Raw genomic sequence first — 18560 nt, forward strand, 5'->3', positions numbered from 1 at the left:
CGTTCCGCGTCAAGGCAAATCGCAGGAAAGTTAGAAACTTGGTATATGCAAGAGTTGGGACGCCGGTTGCAAATCTGTCATGCATTCGGCGCTCGGCAGGATCGGGCCGAGGCAGTCGAGATTTATTTTTCCGCAAATCACGCATTCGGATTTCAAGTGTAACCGCAAGGTAAGCTTTTTCGGCCAAGTGATTTCTTTTCGAGTGTCTGCGGCCCGAGCACCAATACAACCGCGAACGGGAATGACATGGTCTCGATCGACGTGATTGTTCCGCAAATTGCCCCTCGCCGATGGCAAGAGCTCGTCATCGAGCGGCTTCGGGCCGACGGTCATGACGTGGCCGTGCTGCATCAGGCCGAAGCGGCCGCCTGGCCGGCTGCGGCAAAGCTCGCCTTTGCCTTCGAGCAGCGCCTGTTTCGACGGAAAGGGCCCGGCCTCGGCGCTCCGCTGGACAGGATCGAGGCACGATCCGGCGGCCTGCCCGCAACGTTGAGACTGGACCTCGCCGGCAACGCGGCGCCGTCGGATGTCCCGACGATTGGCCTGCTGTTTGACGGGTCGGCCTCCGACCTCTCGGCGGCGACGGCGGTCGCGGCCGGCAGGCTGCCGGTCATCGAGGCCGTCCTCGACGGAAAGATGGTGGTGGGCCGGGCTCGGCCGATGGTGGAGAAGCGGGAATCGGCGGCGCTCGGCACCGAGGATGTGCTGGTCCGCGCCGTCACGCTGGTCGTCTCGATCGCCCGTGCCTTCGCCGAAGGCCGGCCTTTTCAGGCAGAAGGAACGCCTGACGCCCAGGGCCGAAAGGGCGCGACGGCGTTTGGCTTCGCCACCGCCTATCTGGGCTCCGCGCTGCCGCGGCTCGGCCGGGAGGCCATAAGGCGCGTCGGTTATCGCCATGCGCATTGGCGCGTCGGCTACCGCTTCACCGATGCGCCCGGCGTGGCGGACACAGGCCGGCTCGGAACCGGCTGGTCGGTCCTGCCGGATCCGGGCGACCATTTCTACGCCGACCCTTTTCCGTTCGAGTGGCAAGGGCAGTCATTCCTCTTTGTCGAGGATTACCCTCATGCGACCGGCAAGGCCGTCATCTCCGTCGTGCCGTTCGATGCGAGCGGCACACCCGAAACGCCGAGGGTCGTGCTGGAGGAGCCGCACCACCTCTCCTACCCGCAGGTGTTCGAGCGTGACGGCGCGGTCTGGATGCTTCCCGAGGCCAGCGCCGGCGGCAGGCTCACCCTTTATCGCGCCACGGGCTTCCCGGAACGCTGGACCGCCGAGACGGTGCTGGTCGAAGGCGAGATCTCCGACGCGACGCTGCTCGAGCATGGCGGACAACTTTGGCTGTTCGCGACCGATCGCGACGGTTACGGCAGCACGTCCGACACGCTGGTGGTTTTCAGCGCTCCGGCGCTCTCCGGCCCGTGGACCCCGCATCCCATGAACCCTGTCCTGATCGACCTTCGTATGGCACGCCCAGGCGGAGCTTTCGTTCGCAACCGGGAGGGCCGTATCCTGCTTCCGGTTCAGGACGGAACGCTCGGCTACGGCGGCGGGCTTGGCCTGTCGGAATTGCTGGACCTCGACCGGCGGACGGTGCGGCTTTCGCAGCCTCGGCCGATAGACCCGGAAGGCGATTGGCCATACCCGAAGATCCACACCCTCAACCGCGCGGGCCGGCTGGAAGTGATCGACGGGATCGCGGCGGCGCGAAAGCGTTCAGGGAAGCAGTAGCGCCTCGTAGCCCGCGCACATCCTCGCCGGCGAGTACTTGTCCCTCAGTCGCCGTCCCGCCGCGGAGAGCCTGGCCATCAGTTCCGGCCTGGCGAGCATCTCCGCAAGCCCCCCGGCCATGCCGTCGGCATCGGCGTTGACGAAGATCGCCGCCGCTTCGCCGTCCTCGGCCGTCAGCACCTCGCGCATCACTTCAAGGTCGTTCGATACCACCGGCAGACCGGAAATCGCCGCTTCGACGCAGGCAAGGCCAAAGGTCTCGGTCGTCGATGGAAACGCATAGGCATCGCCCGCAGCGAGGAATTCGAAAATGCGCGCCGTAGGAACCTCGCCGACCAGATGCAGCCGGTCCGCCAGGCCCCTGCTTCCGGCAAAGTCGACGAGCGCGTCCCGCTCCGGTCCGACGCCGGCAAGCGCCACATGGACATCGGGAAGCCGCTCGAGCACCCCAACCAGCGCGATCTGGTTCTTCATCTGCGTCAGGCGCCCGGACGAGACGGCGAGCCAGGCATCGCGGGGCAAGCCGAAGGCGGCGCGTGCCGCCGCCTTGTCGAAATCATCAGCTGGTGCGGGAACGCCGTGATCGATGCGCCGGATCCGCCGCCGATAGGCTTGCGGATAGCGATCGAACTGCGCTTGCGTCCAGGCCGAGTTGACGACATTCGCCTGGTAGAGGCCGAGCACCCCCATCAGTCTGTCGATCCGCGAGAGCAGGCCCATCACCCCTTTGGTCTGCGGCGCACCGCTCTGGTTGGCGACGATGTGCCGGACACCGGCCAGCCGGGCGCCGATCGTGCCGAAGATGTTGCCGTAGTGCTGGTAGGAGATGACCGCATCCGGCCGCGCCGCGCGCAGATAGGCAGCAAGGCCGATGGCCGCGCGGACCTGTCCCGGCAATCCTTTCGGGGGTTCGGCAAGGACGAAATCCGCGTGCGGATCGCCATCGAAGGCGTCCGTCTTCCTGTACATGAAAACGGTGCGCACATCGTGCCCGCGAGCCCGCAAGCCTTCACCCACCATGTCGGAAATGCGTTGCGCGCCGGCCGCTTCGGCCTGGGTCTGGACCTGGATGATCCTCACATACGCCCCTTCAGCGCCACGCGGGCGGCGAGCGCCGGCCTTCCCATAGTGAAGCCGAAGACCGATGGATCGATGCCTATTCTACGCTTGGCGATCGACACGGCAATGGCGGTCCAGGCGATGACCGTGCCGGCGATGCTGACAGCCGCGCCGATGGGGCCGAAGAAGTAGGTCGTCACGGCGGTGGCGCCGAGGCCGAGCGCGTTGACGACGACCAGTACCTTGAACAGCGCATGCTGCAGGCCGGTCAGTTGCAGCAGCACCTCGATCGGGCCACAAGCCGTGCCGAACGTCGCGCCGATGCCGAAGATGACGAGCGTCGCCCGCATGGTCGGCGTGGCGTAGGCCGGATTGAACATCGACAGGATGAAGCCGCCCAGGATCCAGAATGCCGCGAGCACGCACAGCGCGATCGCGAAGCTGCCGAGCGCGGCGAGGCTGGTGATGCGCTGAACATGCGCCCTGTCGCCGCTGTAGAAGGCGCTGGAAATCTGCGGCGCAAGCGCCTGGTTGATACCGTTGAGCGCAAGCGCCACGAAACGCGTCGTTCGGTCGGCGACGAAGATCGCGCCAGCGGCCTCGGGTCCGAGGATCATGGCCACAAGCAGGGTGCTCACCTGCCCGAGCGCCGGCGGCAGCGAGGTGACGCCCCACAGGCCAAGCGTCACCGTCTTGAATTCCTGCTTCTGCCCTTCGCTCAGCGGGCCGCGTTCCGCGCGCGCCGTGTCGCGCACCAGTCGCACTGTCTGCGGAACGACCGACAGGATGAGCAGCAGGGCGGTCAGCCAGGTCGCCTCGACCGCGCTCATCTCCACGCGCATGAAATGGCAGACGAAAAGGATGCCGATCGTCGCCGCGCGCCAGATGATATCGCGCGGCAAAAGGCCGGATATCAGCGCGTTCTTGGCCCGGAAGGCGCCGGACGTGAACTCCGACCAGCCGAGCGAGAAGGACAGCACTGCGGCCGCCAGGCACAGCGAGAACCATTCCGGCGTGCCCTTGCCGATGAACGGCAGGAATCCGACCAGCAGGATCAACAGGCTGGAGCCTATGAGCCCCGCCAGCGCCACCAGAATGGCGCGCGCCATCATGCCATGGGCGGAGTTGAGATCGCCAAGCCCGGCATATTGCGGCCAGAACCTGAGCACGGTGCTCTGCTGGCCGACCGAGGCAAAGAAAGACACCAGGCTGGCGCCGGCATAGGTCGCGCTGTAGAGGCCGAACTGCCGTCCGTCCATCACCATCGCGACGGCGACGAACATCAGGAAGGACAGGCCGGCGCTGGCAAGCTTGATGACGCCGGCCACCGCGCCGCTCTTGGCGAGCGCCACGATGGGCATGCGCATGCCGGCCGCGGGGCTGGCGCTCCCGGCCACGGCGTCGCGATCGGCTTGATTCTCACTCAACGTCGGCCCCTGCAGCAATCAACTTGCCTAACCCCCGCGGCAGGCGAGCCGACGCTGAAACCTGCCCCCTGAATAGAGCAAAAGCCCGCAATCGCGCCAGCGCGAACGCTGCTCATGGTTACCGTTAGCGCGAAATGAATCGCGTAAGCACCTCGGTAACCTTAACGAAAGGCTAACGTTAATCCTGAATACTGGACCGTGTAGAGTGGTGTCGGGACGCCGCGCCTCTGCAGGGGAAAGGTAATGAAGCCAGCCAGGATCGACGATCGCGCTCTTCCGCCATTGTTCGATATCGGACCGTTGTGGGCCATCCTTTGGGGGCGCCGCCTGCTGGTCTTTGCCATCACCGGCGCGGCTCTGCTTTTGGCGCTGCTCTACCTTGCCGTGACGAGCCCCAGCTACACCGCGACCGCCTCGATCCTGATCGATCCGCGCGACGCGCGCGCGACCAATTTCAACAACGTCCTACCGGGCATCGGGGCCGACAGCGCCGCCATCGCGAGCCAGGTCTTCGTCATCGAATCGCAGGACCTGCTGGGCACCGTCTTCGACAGCCAGAAGCTCCAGAATGATCCCGAATTTTCGTCCCGCGGGCCGATATCGCGCCTCATGTCCCTGTTCGGAGGGACCTCCTCGCAGGATGCGGCATTCAAGCGTTTCCAGAAGGCGGTATCGGTCGAGCGCGAGGGGCTGACCTATGTCATCAATGTCTCCTTCACCTCGCCGTCGCCGGAGAAGGCGGCCCGCCTCGCCAACGCCATCGTCGACCGCTACAAGGCGAGCCTCGCCGGCGAGCGCGAAACCGCCAATGACGATGTGAACTCCCTTCTCAACGACAGGATCAAGGGCCTGCAGAAGGACGTCAGCGACGCCGAGCGCGCCGTCGAGGACTTCAAATCGCAGCACAGGATCGTTGATCCGACCGACGGCGGCACGCTGCAATCGCAGCTCGACCAGCTGACGACGCAGCTGATCGCCGCGCAAGGTGACGCCGACAAGGCGAAGGACAGGTACAATCAGGCGCTGGCGGCGGGCACTTCCGCGGCAGGCCTCGCCAAGCTCTCGGAGATACTCTCCTCCAACGCGGCCGCCAATCTGCGCGACGATTACAATCAGCGCGCCACCGAGCTCGCCAACCTCGAAACCATGTACGGGCCGCGCCATCCGGCGATCGGACGCCTGAGGTCCGAACTCGATCGCATCAACCGGCTCATGGCCGGAGAGGCGATGCGCATCAGGCAGCAGCTGAAGGCCAACTACGATCTCGCCGTCCAGAATGCCGCAAAGCTGCAGGACAAGCTCGAAGCCCTGCGCCAGCAGTCGCAGGACTCCAGCCTGGCGCAGGTGCAGTTGCGGCAACTGGACTCCAGGGCCCAGGCCGCCCGCACCGTGCTCGACGACTTCCTCAAGCGCGCCCAGGAAACATCACAGCTGCAGGGTGTCCAGACATCCGAGGCGCGCACCATAAGCGCCGCCGCGCCGCCGCTGCAGCCGACCTGGCCAAAGCCGGCCCTGCTGCTGCCGGTGAGCGTCTTTCTCGGCCTCATGGCCGGATGCGGCCTCGCTTTGACGCTAGGCCCGGTCGGCCGGCCGCAGGATGATCCGTCGAGCCAACGGCGGGACGCTCCGCAGGCGGTCGATCCAGCCAAGGATGGCCCGCGGGCCAAGCCCCGATCGCTGCCCGTGCCGGCCGATTTCGGCGCATACCGCTTGCCCGGGGTCGCCGGGGGCGCGGCGCTTGCAAACATCAAGGCGATGAGGAAGTCGCTGTTCGAGACCGGCAACGAAACGCTTTCGCTGGCCGTGCTGAGACTGATGCGGCAGATCCTCGAGCGCCTGAGCGACCACCCCAAACCCTTTGTGTTGCTGGTGTCTTCGATGCAAAGCAGCGCCGAGGCACGGCTCGCCGGCGCGATGGTCGGGATCGGCCTGCAGCGAGCCGAACAGAATGTGCTCGTGGTTGAAGTCGGAGACCTGCCGCATCGCTCAGGATACGGCTCCGGCCTGTTCATCGACGGCGCCAGCGGCCTGCGCACGGTTGCAGCCGGTGTTGCGGCCGGGCAGGGTCAGCAATCGCGCGATCGCAACAGCTTGCGCAGCATTCTTGCCGAAGCCGGCAACGCCTTCGATTTCGTGCTCGTGGTCGCCCCATCGCTTGGCGAAGAAGGTTGGGACCCGGAGCTTTCTGCCAAGGCCGATCTCACGCTGTTCGCGTTGAACCGGTCCGAAAGGGCATCCGACGCCGCCGATCTGATCGAGCGGCATCTCGGCGCTGGCCAAGTCGAACGCAGCGCCACGCTGGTGATCGCGCAGGACAGCGCCCAGCCCGGCAAGACCCTGCACGACGTCCCGTCGAAGGCCGGCGACTGGCGCCGCGGCGCTATCGCGAGGACCTGATCCATGCGGGCGCTGGGGCAGGCATTGCCGGCGCTGTCGCGGCGGCGAGCGCTTGCCCTGACCGGCGGCGCCCTGCTTGCAGCCTTGCCTTTTTCCGTCTCCGCCACGCTGCCGGCGAACAAGCGCGCCGTTCCCTCGCATGGCTTCAACCTTCCGGGATGGTTCGAACGAGAAGGCGGGAGCGCCCCTGCCCCGGCCGTTCTGGAGAAGCTTCGTCAAACGGGGTTCGAAACGATCCGCTTGCCGGTGAACGGCGATCTCGTCGCGGACGGCAACCGGGCGGCATTGCGCGGCATTCAGCGTGGCGTGGCCGAGCTTGTCGGGCTCGGCTTCGCGGTGCTGGTGGACATGCACCCTTCGGGTGATCTTCGCGCCGCGTTCGAGCGCGATCCGACAGCCGCCGCCAGGCAGGTGGTTCAAGCCTGGACGGCGCTGCGCGTCGTCATTGCCGACCTGCCGGAGGATTCGGTCTATCCGGAGCTGTTGAACGAACCGCCGATGGAGCGGAGCGACTGGCTCGGGCTGCGCGATGAGCTTGCCAGGACCGTGCGCGCCAAATGTCCGCTGCACACGCTGGTCTGGGGACCGGCGCGCTTCCAGGGTATCTGGGAGATCGGCGACACCCCGCCGCTCGCCGATAACAGGCAGATCGCTGCCATCCATTACTACGCGCCCATGGCTTTCACGCATCAATGCGAGACCTGGGATCGATCGCCGCTCGCCCGTCTCGCCAACCTGCCCTTTCCTGCGACGAAGGACTCGCCGCCGGTCCGCGCGCTTGTCTCCAAACTCCAGGCGGCGGGCGACGAAGAAGCTGCTTCCCTTCTGGAGCAGGAACTGTCGAGCCCCTGGACCGAGGCGCGGATCGCCTCGGATTTCGCTGGGCTCGGGCACTGGTCGGCGGCCCAGCACTGCCCGGTCATGCTGAACGAGTTCGGCGTGCTCAATTTCTGCGTCGATGCCGAAAGCCGCGCGCGCTGGGTTCGCGCCGTGCGCAGGGCGGCCGAGGCCAACCAGATCGGCTGGGCCCATTGGGAGCTCGACCAGGGGTTCGGTTTCATCGCCAGTAGGCAGAGCGCGGAAGGGTTCGACCGCTCGATGATCGCCGCCCTCCTCGGCGGCGACGGCGAGGACTGACATGGACAAGGCTCAGCACATCCGGGCGCCGATGCCTGCGACGGTCAGGGCTGACCGGCAATGAGCGTCACCGGGACATATCCACCGGTCGGCCTGGACGCGTCGAGGCTGGAGGCGTCGCGCGATGACGCGCTGCTGCATGTCATCGTGTCGCTCTCCGTCGTTGCCTTGACGGTCTCGGCCTTCGCCGTCTGGACACCGTTCGGCATCGCGGCGACATTCCTGCTGACGCTGATCGTGGCCAACGCCATCCCAGCGGGCGTCCCGGTCCTGATCATCTGCGCCTTCCTCTACCAGAACCTCATAGTGACCTGGTACACCCCTTACATCCCCGACAACGACACGTTCGACGCGCTGCGCGGCACCAACTTCGTCATCCTGATGACCGCCTTCTGCATCTTCCTTGCCGCGTCGTTCCAGCAGCGCGTGCGCGCCCTAACCGAATTGCGCTTCTGGCTGCTGCTGAGCATCGTTCTGTGCGGGACGATCTGTTTCTATCTTGCCCTGGGGATCGTGCACGGCCAGCCCAAGGATGCGGTCGTCTATTTCCGCAACACGATCACGCCGCTCGCCTGCTTCCACATCGCGGTGCTTGCCGCCAGCCTCTATCCGGTCGACCTGCGCAAGAGCATGTTCTGGCTCGGTGCCGGTGCCATCATCTACGGCTACGTGGAGCTGACCTTCACGATGGATTTCCTCAGCCTGTTCCACGGCGACCTTTACATCCAGCGCAACATCGCGCGGCAGATCGAGACCGGCGTCTGGGAGAAGTCGCTCAAGGAAACGGGCTTCGTTTTCCGCGGCCTGCAGGACGTGATGACGACGACCTTCTTCAACACGCCGTTCTTCAACGACATCCTGCCAAGCGTCTTCCGCATCGGCGGCCCGAATTTCCATTCGATCAGCTACGCCTACGCGCTCAGCATCATCTCGGCCTGGCTCCTGTTCAGAGGCCGCTGGCTGCTGCCCATCGCCGCCCTGCCGCTGCTTCTGGTCATCGGCTCCAAGGGCGCAACGTTCCTTTTGCTCATCGCGCTCGCCATGCGCATCATCTACCGCCCTTCCCGCGCCCGCCTGACGCTCGCCGCCGTCCTGGCCCTGGCAGCGATCTGGACGACCGCCGCCATCGCCTATGGCGCCACGCATGGCGACTATCACGTGCTTGGCCTGATGGCCGGCCTGCGCGATTTCATGGCCAACCCGCTTGGGCAAGGATTGGGATTCGGCGGCAATCTGTCGAGCACCAGCCTCAATCTCAGCTGGGCGACCGCCCAGGCCGAGGGCGTCGCGTCCGTCCCCGTCGAAAGCGCGGTCGGCGTCATGCTCTACCAGATGGGGATTGGCAGCTTCGTCTTCTTCGGCTTCCTCGCAGCGCTCGCCGTGGCGGCACGGCGGCGGCTGATCGACACCGGCGACCCGGATTTCCTGTTTGCCTTTGTCGGCATCGTCACCATCTCGGCCAATGCCGTGCTGCAGGAAGAGGCGTTCTACTCGCCGCTCGCGCTCAGCTTCTGCCTGCTGCTCGTCGGTGTCTCGCTCGGAACGCACTGGCGCGAGGTAGCGACGGCGAGGGCCAGTCAGCAAACCTGATCTTAAGGGCCGAATATCACCAGTTCGGTGAATGTCAGATCCCCGGGCGAAGGCGGTTTCGGCCCTTTGAAATATTTCAGCCCCTTGTTCGCGAAGTAGCGGCCGAACAGGCCTGCGATCGGCCCATTCGCATCGACGAGGCAAAGCAGGATTCCGCGCCGCAGGAGAATGCGTCCCACGGCGCCGGCGCAGCGGCCCAAATCCGCAAGCGAACGGCAATAGACGATTTGGGCGCACGGAATCAGGCCGTGCAGGATGCGGCGCGGCATCAGCACCAGCGGATACGCCGCCCCGTCGCGAACACAGATGAAGGAGAGGCAGCCCAGCGCGGCATGGTCCTCGAGAATGGATCTCTCGCTGTCCGACAGCATCGCCATCTCGGCGAGATCGGAGCGGACCTCGAGCACCCGGCATGACGGCTGCGCCGAACTCAAGGCGGGCAGGAACGCGAACTGGCCGCTGGCGAAGAGGCGAAAGCCGAGCGCCTTGTTGGCGTTCAATGTCGAGGGTGCCGGCGAAATGTTGGTGTAGGTCACATCCCTTCGCCTGAGCACCGGCCAGATCAATTTCATGGCGTAGGGACGGAATGCCTTGTCCACGGACCAACTTGAGATATTGCAACGGATTTCGTCGCCCTCTCGCCCCGGGTAACGGGCATAGAGGGTCAGCACGACCCCGACGATCCGGCCGGAACTTTCCAGCGCAAAGCCATATCGCGGACAACCCTCGATCGCGGGCCGCTCCGCCAGACGGATCAGCGCATGCATCCAGTATTTGCGGCGGCGCATCGGAAAGCCTCTGCGCAGGCAATCGAGCACGCCTTCCCAATCGTCTTCGCGAATTGGTCGACAGCTGAGATCGGAGGGAGGAGCGCCAGGAACGGCCATCGTCGACTCGGGAGTACTACCAAACCAACTGGATAGCTTCACGTTCGTACTTATGCTACTTCGCAAAAATTAACAAACTCTGCGCCGTGGCAGGCGTTTCTGTAGTCATTCCTGAAATACAACCTTGTACAACCATCGCCACTTGGCCGCGGTGCGTTCGCCGGAGAAGTCACCGCTCGCCAGCCTGAAGTGCAGTCAGGCCCACTCGCGGCGCAGGCGCCTTATTGCGCGGCGCTTTGCTTCGGGTATTCGAGCTGCATGGCGACAAAATCGGTCGTGTCCGTGCCATAGCGGTCGGCGATGTTTCGAAGCGCCTGGTCCAGCGCCACGGCCGGCGGCTGATGCTCGAAGCCGGCGATCCGCGCTTCCGAAGGCCAGTTGGCGATGACCTGGTCGGGCAGGATGCGCATGCCGTTGCGGCTCGTGACGGCTTCAGTCGTCGCGGAAATCGTCACGGCGCGCGAGCGGTAGGTGCGCGACCATGCATCGGCGACAAGGGCGAGCGACACCTCGTCCATGCCCAGCGTCAGTTCCAGCCCTAGCTGTTCGCGATCCCAGAATGCGAGCGTGTTGCTGATCGCCGTCAGCGCGAAGGGACGCGTGAACTTGAAGGCGCCGCTGGCATGGCGCGCATCCCAGCCGGTGAGCCCAAGCTCGTGCGCGACGGCTTCGGCCTTCCGCCTGCCGGCTATCGCCTCGATCAGGGTCAGCATCATCGGCATCGACGCCGTGATGCCCGTCGTTGTCGCCACATCCTGGTCAACCACGAAGCGCCGGTCGGCGACATAGTGGATCGAGGGATGCCGGTCGCGAAGCTCGCCCACCGAATACCAGTGCGTGGTCGCCCGCTTGCCGTCGAGCAACCCGCTGGCGCCGACCACCTTGGCGCCGGCGCAGATGCCAATGACGATGGCGCCCTTGGCCGACTGGCGCTTTAGCCATTCAAGCACCGCAGGATCGTCGTCGCGGCTCATCGCCGGAACGATGACGTAGTCGGCGCCTTGCGGATGCCGCGCATCGAACTCCGCCACTGTCGCATCCGGTTCCACCTTGAGCACCGGGAACAGCGTCACCGGCCCCGGCTGTGTCGCCAGCATCATCACATCGGCGACATCGGCGCGCCTCAGGATGCCGTAGGGCATGAGATAGTCGGTGGTTTCGGTGGCGTCGTTGATGCCGATGATGGCGACCAGCGGCCGCTGCCGCTTTCGCGGCCGCAGCGCCGCTACCGTGGCGTCCGCCTCCTGCCTGTCGATCGCCGGCGCGGCGAAGGCGTCTGATGCCGGCGGCAGCGACAGCACCCATCCCGCCCCAGCCACAAGGACAAGCAGGACGGCGGCGACTCCGCTCCACAAGATGGTCCGCAAGCGCATAGTTCACTCCCATCAGGTCGAAGGATTGACCCGAAGTGTAAAGACGCTAGGCTTTGTCCGAAATGACATAAATCGTGCAAAAACTGCCATGAAACGGACAGTCGCGATCATTATCCATCCGGGTTTCCAGCTGCTGGATGCCGCGGGCCCGACGGCGGCCTTCGAGATCGCCGGTCGTTTTTGCCCCGGCAGCTATGAGCTGGCGATGCTGGCGCCAGGCGGCGGTGCGATCGAAAGCTCCTCGGGCATCAGCCTCGCCACCGAGCCTCTGCGCGACGAGCGCTTCGACACGGTCATCATTTCCGGCGGCGAGATCGTGCGCTCGCTGGCGGCGGCCGAACAGATCGCCGCCTGGCTGAAACGCGGCCGCGCGCGGCGGATCGCCAGCGTCTGCTCGGGCGCTTATCTGCTGGCGGAAGCCGGGCTGCTCGACGGGCGCCGCGCCACCACGCACTGGGCGAGCACGGACGATTTCGCTCGCCGCTATCCGAGGATCAGCGTCGATGCGGACCGCATCTTCGTTCACGATGGCGATGTCTGGACCTCGGCCGGTATTTCCGCCGGCATCGACCTCGCGCTCGCCCTCATCGAGGACGATCTCGGCCAGGATGTCGCGCGCCGCACGGCGCAGCAGCTTGTCGTTCACCAGCGCAGGTCCGGCCAGTCGCAGTTTTCCTCGCTGGTGGAGCTCGGCGGCCGCACCGGCCGCTTCGCCGATTTGATTGAGTGGATGCGGGACCATCTCGCCGAGCCGCTGACGGTCGAGATTCTCGCCGACCGCGCAGCCATGAGCCCGCGCCACTTCGCCCGTGCCTTCACTGGAGAAACGGGAACCACGCCTGCCAAGGCCGTGGAGCGGCTGCGCCTGGAAACCGCCCGAACCGCGGTGGAGACCAGCTCCGCCTCTCTCGATCGTATCGCCGCCGCCACCGGTTTCGGCGATCCCGGCCGCATGCGCCGCGCCTTCATGCGCGGCTTCGGCCAGCCGCCCCAGGCGCTGCGGCGCTCGGCGCGGCGATAGCGGCCGCTCCGCGTCAGCCCAGCTCGAGCGTGGTCATGCCGAACACCCTGGCTTGCGCGTTTGCCGGCACGCCTCCCCGATACATCCGGGTCGTGCTGAAGCCGGGCGACAGGCCGGCGGCCCCAAGCGCTGCGGTGAAATCCGCATTGGCCACCGGCACGTCGATGTGCAGCGTGCCCCTCATCATGTCGGTCAGCGCGGCCAGCAGCCGCAGCGCGGTCTCGGTATCGTCGGCGAACAGCGGCCCGACCTTGAACCCTTCCCGACACTGCCGCGCCACGCCATAGCCGCAAATCCGGCCGGCTTTCATGGCCAGCAAGGCAACGCGCGGCGGCTGCAGCCATCCTTCGAGGAAAGCCGGCCGTGGCGCCGGGAAACAGCCGCGGTCATAGGCGAGGACGTCGGCAAACCGATCGGGCGTCAGCGGCCGGATGTCGCCGCTACCGGCGAGACCTGCGGCATGGCCGCTGTAGCGGAGCGTCTCGTAGGCGGGCTGAAATCCCATGCGCCGATAATTGGGCTGCTGCTCGACGACACCGTCGAGGCCGATCGTGCGATTGCCGAGCCGCGCCATGCCGGCGTCCCACACCGCCTTGCCATGCCCCTCGCCGCGCCGGTCGGGTCGGCAGATATAGAGGCCGATGAAGCCGAAGCGGTCGCCATAGGCGACGGCCGAGATGCCGGCCACCATCTGGCCGTCGACGAAGGCGCCGATGAAGCCTTCGGGGTCGGCCGCCTGGAACACGGCGGCATCGCCAAAGCCCGGATTCCAGCCTTCGCCCGCGGCCCAGTCGACAAGCATTTCCACCTCCTGCGAGGCGAGCACGCGGATTGTTCTCGGCATCGTATCACTCGGCGGCGACGGCACCCGGGGCGAAGGATTTCAGAACGCCACGATAGGGCTTTGCCAGCGGGTTTGCATAGGCGCCGCGTTTGGATGTCGACAGGCCAAGCGCAATCAGCGCCTCGGCCTGCTTCACCGCAGCGCCGACGCCGTCGATGACCGGCAGGCGGAAATCCCGTTGCAGTTCGGCGGCAAGATCGGCCATGCCGGCGCAGCCGAGCACGATCGCCTCGGCGCGATCCTGCTCGATGGCGCGCGCGATCTCGTCGCGCAGCTTGACGATGGCGCCCGACGACGGGTCCTCCAGCGCCAGGACCGGAATGTCGGCGGCGCGCACGCGGGCCCGCGCGGCCATGCCGTAGCGCCGCACCAGCTCTTCGACCGGCACGCGCGAACGTTCGGTGGTGGTCACCACGCTGAAGCGCTGGGCAATGAAGGAGGCGACGCTGAGCGCCGCTTCGCAAATGCCGATGACCGGGATGGCCGCCATGGCGCGCGCCGCGTCCAACCCGGTGTCGTCGAAGCAGGCAATGATCGCCGCCTGCGCGCCGGCACGCTCGCCGGCGGCGATCTCGACCAGCAGGCCGGGCACGGCAAGTGCCTCGTCGTAGTAGCCCTCGATCGACACCGGCCCCATCGACGAGGTGACTGCGAAGATCTCCGTCGAGACGCTGGCAACCGAGCGGGCGGCCGCCGCGACGGTTTCGGTCATGCTGGCGGTCGTGTTCGGGTTCACCACAAGAATCTGCACGTTGGCTCCGTTCAGGCTCGCGCCCGGCGGCGGCCGACATAGACGATCGCGCCGAGCGTCAGCAGGATCACCAGGGAAGAGAACACGGTGGTCACCGTGCCAAGCGCATAGAGCACCGGCGTCGTTACATTCGTCGTCATGCCGTAGATCTCGAGCGGCAGCGTGTTGAAACTGCCCGACGTCATCAGCGTGCGGGCGAACTCGTCATAGGAAAGCGTAAAGCCGAACAGGCCGACGCCGATCAGGCTGGGCGCGATCATCGGCAGCACCACATGCGCGAAGGTCTGCCAGGACGACGCCCCGAGATCGCGCGCGGCTTCCTCATAGGCCGGCGAGAAGCGGTTGAAGACGGCGAACATGATCAGCACGCCGAACGGCAAGGTCCAGGTCAGATGCGCGCCGAAAGCCGACGTGTACCAGGCGGGACGAAAGCCGATCTGCTGGAAGACGACGCCGATGCCGAGGCTGATGACGATCGACGGCACGACCAAGCTGGCGACGGCGAGATAGAACAAGGCCGCGGCGCCGCGAAACTTGCGACGGAAGGCGAGCCCGGCGAGCAGCGACACCGTGACCGTTACCGCCATCACCATCAGGCCGAGCGCCAGCGAGCGCCTGAAGCTGCCGCCGAAATCGCCTACCGCCTGCTTCTCGAACAGATTGGCGAACCAGTGCAGCGAGACTCCGTTGAGCGGGAAGGTCAGCCCGCCATTCTCGCCCTGGAAGGACAGGATCAGGATCGCCGACAGCGGCCCGTAGAGAAACAGCACGAACAGGGCGAAGAACGCCGCCAGCAGGTAGAATTGGAGAGTTCGCTTCTCGCGGTGCATCGCCTCAGAGCTCCTTGCGGATGTCGACGATGCGCAGGATGCCGGCGACCATCAAAAGCACCAGCACCAGAAGCACCACCGCGTTGGCGGCGGCGGCCGGATACTGCAGCAGCGACATCTGGTTCTTCATCATCAGCGCGACCGAGGCGCTCTGCCCGCCCGACATCACCTGGACGGTGGAGAAGTCGGCCATCACCAGCGTGACGACGAAGATGGTGCCGATCGCCATGCCTGGCTTGGCCAGCGGGATGACGACGTTCCACAAAATTTGCCAGCCGGAGGCGCCGGCGTCGCGCGCGGCCTCGAACAGCGAGCGGTCGATGCGCATCAGCGTGTTGAAGATCGGCGTCACCATGAACAGCGTGTAGAGATGCACCATGGCGAGCACCACGGCGAATTCGGAATAGAGCAGCCATTCGACCGGCTTCGGCACCAGCCCCAGCTGCACCAGCGTCGAGTTGACCAGCCCGTTGCGGCCAAGTACCGGGATCCACGAGATCATGCGGATGATGTTGGAGGTCAGGAACGGCACGGTGCAGACCAGGAACAGCACCATCTGCATGGCCGTGGTGCGGATGTGGAAGGCTAGGAAATAGGCGACCCAGAAGCCGATGAAGAGCGTCAGCGCCCAGACGATGGCCGCGTATTTCAGCGTGTTGAGATAGGTCTTCCAGGTGACCCAGGAACCGAGCACATCCGCATAATTGGTGGTCAGAAAATCCGGATACATCGCCGCGAAATCGTAGTCCCAGAAGCTGACGACAACGATCATCAGGATCGGCAGCAGCAGGAACGCGCCGAGGATCAGGGCAAGCGGCGTCGCCTGCAGATAGGGGGCGATGGCGCCAATCGAGAAACGACGGCGCCTTACGGGCCTGGCCGCGGCCATTGCAGGGCGTTCGAGCGCGACTGTCATGCTGGATATCCGACGAGTGGTTGTGTTTGCGGATGACGACGGCGTCGCCGCCGTCATCCGCCATCAGTGCATCACGCCGCGATGAACTCGTTCCAGCGCTTCACCATGTAGCGGTCCTCGTCCATGACCGAGTTCCAGCAGGCGACCTTGCCCATGCGCTGTTCGAACGAGCCGCCGTCGCGCACCGCGCCCGCCTTCTCCATGACCTTGCCGTCCGGCGACAGGATATCGCCCTTGGCCGCCTTGCCTTCGATCCAGTAGCCCCACTCGTCCTCGGACATGAACTTCTTGGCCGACACCATGTTGGCCGAGTAGTAGCCCTGGCGGTTGAGATAGCCGCCGACCCAGCCGGACGTGTACCAGTTGATGTATTCGTAGGCGGCGTCGAGCTCGGCGCCCTTGAGATGCGCGGCAAGGCCGAGGCCGCCGCCCCAGGAGCGATAGCCTTCCTTGAGCGGCTGGAACCGGCAGGCGATGCCCTTCGAGCGGACCGCGGCCACGGCCGGCGACCACATCGACTGGATCACCACTTCGCCCGACGCCATCAGATTGACGCTCTCGTCGAAAGACTTCCAGAAGGCGCGGAACTGCCCGGCCTGCTTGGCCTTGATCAGGAAGTCGATCGTCTTGTCGATCTCCTCCTTGGTCATGTTGCCCTTGTCGGCGTATTTGATGTTGCCGGTGGCCTCCATGATCATCGCCGCGTCCATGATGCCGATCGACGGAATGTTGAGGATCGCGGTCTTGCCCTTAAAGGCCGGGTCCATGATGTCGGCCCAGGTGGTGATGTCGCGGCCGACGAGGTCGGGACGGATGCCCAGCGTGTCGGCATTGTAGATCGTCGGCACCATGGTGAACCAGTCGGTCGGCGCCTTGGCGAAGACCTTGCTGTCCTGCGCCTCGACATAGCCGACCGTGTGCGGCGCGGTACCCTGGGCGATGACGCTGTCCGGCGTCAGCTTGCCGGTTTTGAACAGCGGCACCAGTTCGTCGTAATATTTCAGCTTGCTGACATCCATCGGCTGCAGCACGCCGGTGGGAAACACCTTCTTGCAGATCCAGTATTCGATGTCGGCGATGTCGTAGCTGTCAGGTTGCGTCACCGCGCGCTGCGCGGCGGCGTCGGAATCGGTCGCCGTCATCTCCAGCGTGATGCCGAGGTCCGCCTTGCACTTCTCGGCGATGGCATTGAGGTTCGACACGCCGGTGCCGAACTGGCGCAGCGTGATGTTCGATTTCGCCCAGATCGTCGGGAAGCCGGTGATGATGCCTGAGCCGGCGGCAAGGCCGACCGCCGCGGCACCCGTCTTGAGCAGCGAGCGGCGGGAAATGCCTGTCTTCTTGTCGGTGGTGTTGGTCATTGTCAGTTCCCCTTTTTGGTTGTGATGGTTCAGGAATTGAGGCGGCCGAGGATTATCGTGTCCTCGACATCCCAGGCGATCGGCACCGCGTCGCCGACGGCGACCGGCCTGGCGAAGAAGCTCTCGTCATCGAGGATGACGGTGAAATCCTCGATGCCGGCGCCATTGACCGAGAGCTTCACGGTCGCGCCGCGATATTCGATGTTGGAAACGATGCCGCTGAAGCCGAGCCCCGCCGCCGGCGCTTCGCCGACGCGCACACGATCGGTGCGGATGGCGATGTCGATCGGCGCGCCGGGTTCGCGGGCCTGCCCGCTCGCGGCCAGTGAGGCGCCACCCGGCACATCGAAGAACGCCAAGCCGTCGCGCTCGCCGCTGACACGCCCGGAGACGACATTGTGGTCGCCCATGAAGCGGGCGACGAACGCGGTCGCCGGCCGTTCGAACACCGTGCGCGGCGGCGCCGCCTGCTCGATGCGGCCATCGTTCATCACCACGATCAGGTCGGCCAGCGCCATCGCCTCCTCCTGGCTGTGGGTGACGTGGACGAAGGTGATGCCGAGCGAGGCCTGCAGTTTCTTCAGCTCCGCCCGCATACGGATCTTCAGGAATGGATCGAGCGCCGAAAGCGGCTCGTCGAGCAGCAGCGCTTCGGGGTCGGTGATCAGCGCGCGCGCCAGCGCCACACGCTGCTGCTGCCCGCCCGAAAGCTGCGCCGGACGGCGGCTGGCATAGCCGTCCATCTGCATCAGCTTCAGCATGTCGAGCGCCTTGGCGTGGCGCTCCGCCTTGCCGACGCCCTTCATCTTCAGGCTGAAGGCGACGTTGTCGACAAGGTCGAGATGCGGAAACAGCGCGTAGGACTGGAACATCATGGCGGTGCCGCGCCTGGCCGGCGGCAGGTCGGTAACGACAACGTTGCCGAGACGGACGTCGCCGCTGGAGATGCTTTCGTGCCCGGCGATCATGCGCAGCGTCGAGGTCTTGCCGCAGCCGGACGGACCGAGCAGGCAGCAATAGGTGCCGGCCGGGATCTTGAGGCTGATGTCCTCGACAGCGGTGGTTGCGCCGTAGACTTTCGAAACGGACACGATGTCGATCTCGGCGGCTTTGGACATCCGGGCTCCTCTTTGCTCGGATTAACCAAAGCATCATGCGTGCCAGTTGCCCGCCGCTGCCCTCAAGCGGTTGAATCCTCGAGAAAATCGGCGACCGCGCTCACCGCCTGACAAAGCG

14 protein-coding genes and 1 pseudogene are annotated in these 18560 nt (G+C 65.6%); 5 read left to right on the forward strand and 10 right to left on the reverse strand.

Annotated features, from left to right (window positions below; all coding sequences use genetic code 11):
- The first annotated feature begins 246 nt into the window (after positions 1-246).
- On the forward strand, positions 247-1731 hold the full coding sequence (locus EN857_RS07130) for a hypothetical protein (RefSeq protein ID WP_127393561.1): 1485 nt from the start codon (positions 247-249) through the stop codon (positions 1729-1731).
- Here EN857_RS07130 and EN857_RS07135 read toward each other — a convergent pair.
- The gene (locus EN857_RS07135) at positions 1717-2811 is read right to left on the reverse strand and encodes a glycosyltransferase family 4 protein (RefSeq protein ID WP_127285318.1); all 1095 of its coding nucleotides are present in this window, start codon (positions 2809-2811) and stop codon (positions 1717-1719) included. The genes EN857_RS07130 and EN857_RS07135 overlap by 15 nt on opposite strands.
- Positions 2808-4217 carry a lipopolysaccharide biosynthesis protein gene (locus tag EN857_RS07140; protein WP_127285317.1) on the reverse strand — a complete coding sequence of 470 codons (1410 nt, stop codon included), beginning with the start codon at positions 4215-4217 and terminating at the stop codon, positions 2808-2810. The genes EN857_RS07135 and EN857_RS07140 overlap by 4 nt, the downstream gene beginning before the upstream one ends.
- 243 nt (positions 4218-4460) lie before the next feature.
- On the opposite strand from EN857_RS07140, the gene EN857_RS07145 reads away from it, so the two are divergent.
- The 3 genes from EN857_RS07145 to EN857_RS07155 are packed head-to-tail and all read left to right on the forward strand — an operon-like array spanning position 4461 to position 9341.
- Positions 4461-6614 (forward strand): GumC family protein, encoded by a 2154-nt coding sequence (locus EN857_RS07145; RefSeq protein WP_127392768.1) that lies wholly within the window; start codon positions 4461-4463, stop codon positions 6612-6614.
- 3 nt (positions 6615-6617) lie between these two features.
- Complete coding sequence (locus EN857_RS07150; protein ID WP_135858251.1) at positions 6618-7751, forward strand: cellulase family glycosylhydrolase; 1134 nt, start codon at positions 6618-6620, stop codon at positions 7749-7751.
- 60 nt (positions 7752-7811) lie between these two features.
- On the forward strand, positions 7812-9341 hold the full coding sequence (locus tag EN857_RS07155; RefSeq protein ID WP_127392766.1) for a hypothetical protein: 1530 nt from the start codon (positions 7812-7814) through the stop codon (positions 9339-9341).
- 2 nt (positions 9342-9343) lie between these two features.
- Here the strand turns inward: EN857_RS07155 and EN857_RS07160 are convergent, their stop codons facing one another.
- Both EN857_RS07160 and EN857_RS07165 read right to left on the reverse strand, forming a co-directional pair.
- Positions 9344-10228 (reverse strand): hypothetical protein, encoded by an 885-nt coding sequence (locus tag EN857_RS07160; protein WP_245493241.1) that lies wholly within the window; start codon positions 10226-10228, stop codon positions 9344-9346.
- A 221-nt stretch (positions 10229-10449) separates the two neighbouring features.
- Positions 10450-11601: a DJ-1/PfpI family protein gene (locus tag EN857_RS07165; RefSeq protein WP_127392764.1), complete on the reverse strand. Its 1152-nt coding sequence runs from the start codon at positions 11599-11601 to the stop codon at positions 10450-10452.
- An 88-nt stretch (positions 11602-11689) separates the two neighbouring features.
- Between EN857_RS07165 and EN857_RS07170 the strand changes: the two genes are divergently transcribed.
- Positions 11690-12622: a GlxA family transcriptional regulator gene (locus EN857_RS07170; RefSeq protein ID WP_127392763.1), complete on the forward strand. Its 933-nt coding sequence runs from the start codon at positions 11690-11692 to the stop codon at positions 12620-12622.
- A gap of 13 nt (positions 12623-12635) precedes the next feature.
- Here the strand turns inward: EN857_RS07170 and EN857_RS07175 are convergent, their stop codons facing one another.
- From EN857_RS07175 to EN857_RS07200, 6 genes and pseudogenes are all read right to left on the reverse strand, one after another.
- Positions 12636-13466 carry a GNAT family N-acetyltransferase gene (locus tag EN857_RS07175; protein WP_128345988.1) on the reverse strand — a complete coding sequence of 277 codons (831 nt, stop codon included), beginning with the start codon at positions 13464-13466 and terminating at the stop codon, positions 12636-12638.
- A 4-nt stretch (positions 13467-13470) separates the two neighbouring features.
- Entirely contained in the window at positions 13471-14217 is a 747-nt protein-coding gene (locus EN857_RS07180) for an aspartate/glutamate racemase family protein (protein ID WP_127393690.1), read from the reverse strand.
- A gap of 11 nt (positions 14218-14228) precedes the next feature.
- A complete protein-coding gene (locus EN857_RS07185) occupies positions 14229-15047 on the reverse strand; it encodes an ABC transporter permease (protein WP_127393691.1) in 819 nt (272 codons plus the stop codon).
- Between the two features lie 4 nt (positions 15048-15051).
- A pseudogene (locus EN857_RS07190) lies at positions 15052-15891 on the reverse strand (ABC transporter permease); the annotation flags it as partial.
- A 143-nt stretch (positions 15892-16034) separates the two neighbouring features.
- Positions 16035-17324, reverse strand: a complete 1290-nt coding sequence (locus EN857_RS07195; RefSeq protein ID WP_127393693.1) for a PotD/PotF family extracellular solute-binding protein — start codon at positions 17322-17324, stop codon at positions 16035-16037.
- Positions 17325-17353: 29 nt separating this feature from the next.
- Positions 17354-18442 (reverse strand): ABC transporter ATP-binding protein, encoded by a 1089-nt coding sequence (locus EN857_RS07200; RefSeq protein ID WP_128345989.1) that lies wholly within the window; start codon positions 18440-18442, stop codon positions 17354-17356.
- Between the last annotated feature and the right edge of the window lie 118 nt (positions 18443-18560).

The organism is Mesorhizobium sp. M4B.F.Ca.ET.214.01.1.1 (genome assembly GCF_004791545.1).
In the GTDB taxonomy this organism is placed as follows: Bacteria; Pseudomonadota; Alphaproteobacteria; order Rhizobiales; family Rhizobiaceae; genus Mesorhizobium; species Mesorhizobium abyssinicae.

Coding starts and splice junctions, on each gene's coding strand:
- EN857_RS07130 (WP_127393561.1), top strand. CDS start 247: ATGGTCTCGATCGACGTGATTGTTCCGCAAATTGCCCCTCGCCGATGG.
- EN857_RS07145 (WP_127392768.1), top strand. CDS start 4,461: ATGAAGCCAGCCAGGATCGACGATCGCGCTCTTCCGCCATTGTTCGAT.
- EN857_RS07150 (WP_135858251.1), top strand. CDS start 6,618: ATGCGGGCGCTGGGGCAGGCATTGCCGGCGCTGTCGCGGCGGCGAGCG.
- EN857_RS07155 (WP_127392766.1), top strand. CDS start 7,812: ATGAGCGTCACCGGGACATATCCACCGGTCGGCCTGGACGCGTCGAGG.
- EN857_RS07160 (WP_245493241.1), bottom strand. CDS start 10,228: ATGGCCGTTCCTGGCGCTCCTCCCTCCGATCTCAGCTGTCGACCAATT.
- EN857_RS07165 (WP_127392764.1), bottom strand. CDS start 11,601: ATGCGCTTGCGGACCATCTTGTGGAGCGGAGTCGCCGCCGTCCTGCTT.
- EN857_RS07170 (WP_127392763.1), top strand. CDS start 11,690: ATGAAACGGACAGTCGCGATCATTATCCATCCGGGTTTCCAGCTGCTG.
- EN857_RS07175 (WP_128345988.1), bottom strand. CDS start 13,466: ATGCCGAGAACAATCCGCGTGCTCGCCTCGCAGGAGGTGGAAATGCTT.
- EN857_RS07185 (WP_127393691.1), bottom strand. CDS start 15,047: ATGCACCGCGAGAAGCGAACTCTCCAATTCTACCTGCTGGCGGCGTTC.
- EN857_RS07195 (WP_127393693.1), bottom strand. CDS start 17,324: ATGACCAACACCACCGACAAGAAGACAGGCATTTCCCGCCGCTCGCTG.
- EN857_RS07200 (WP_128345989.1), bottom strand. CDS start 18,442: ATGTCCAAAGCCGCCGAGATCGACATCGTGTCCGTTTCGAAAGTCTAC.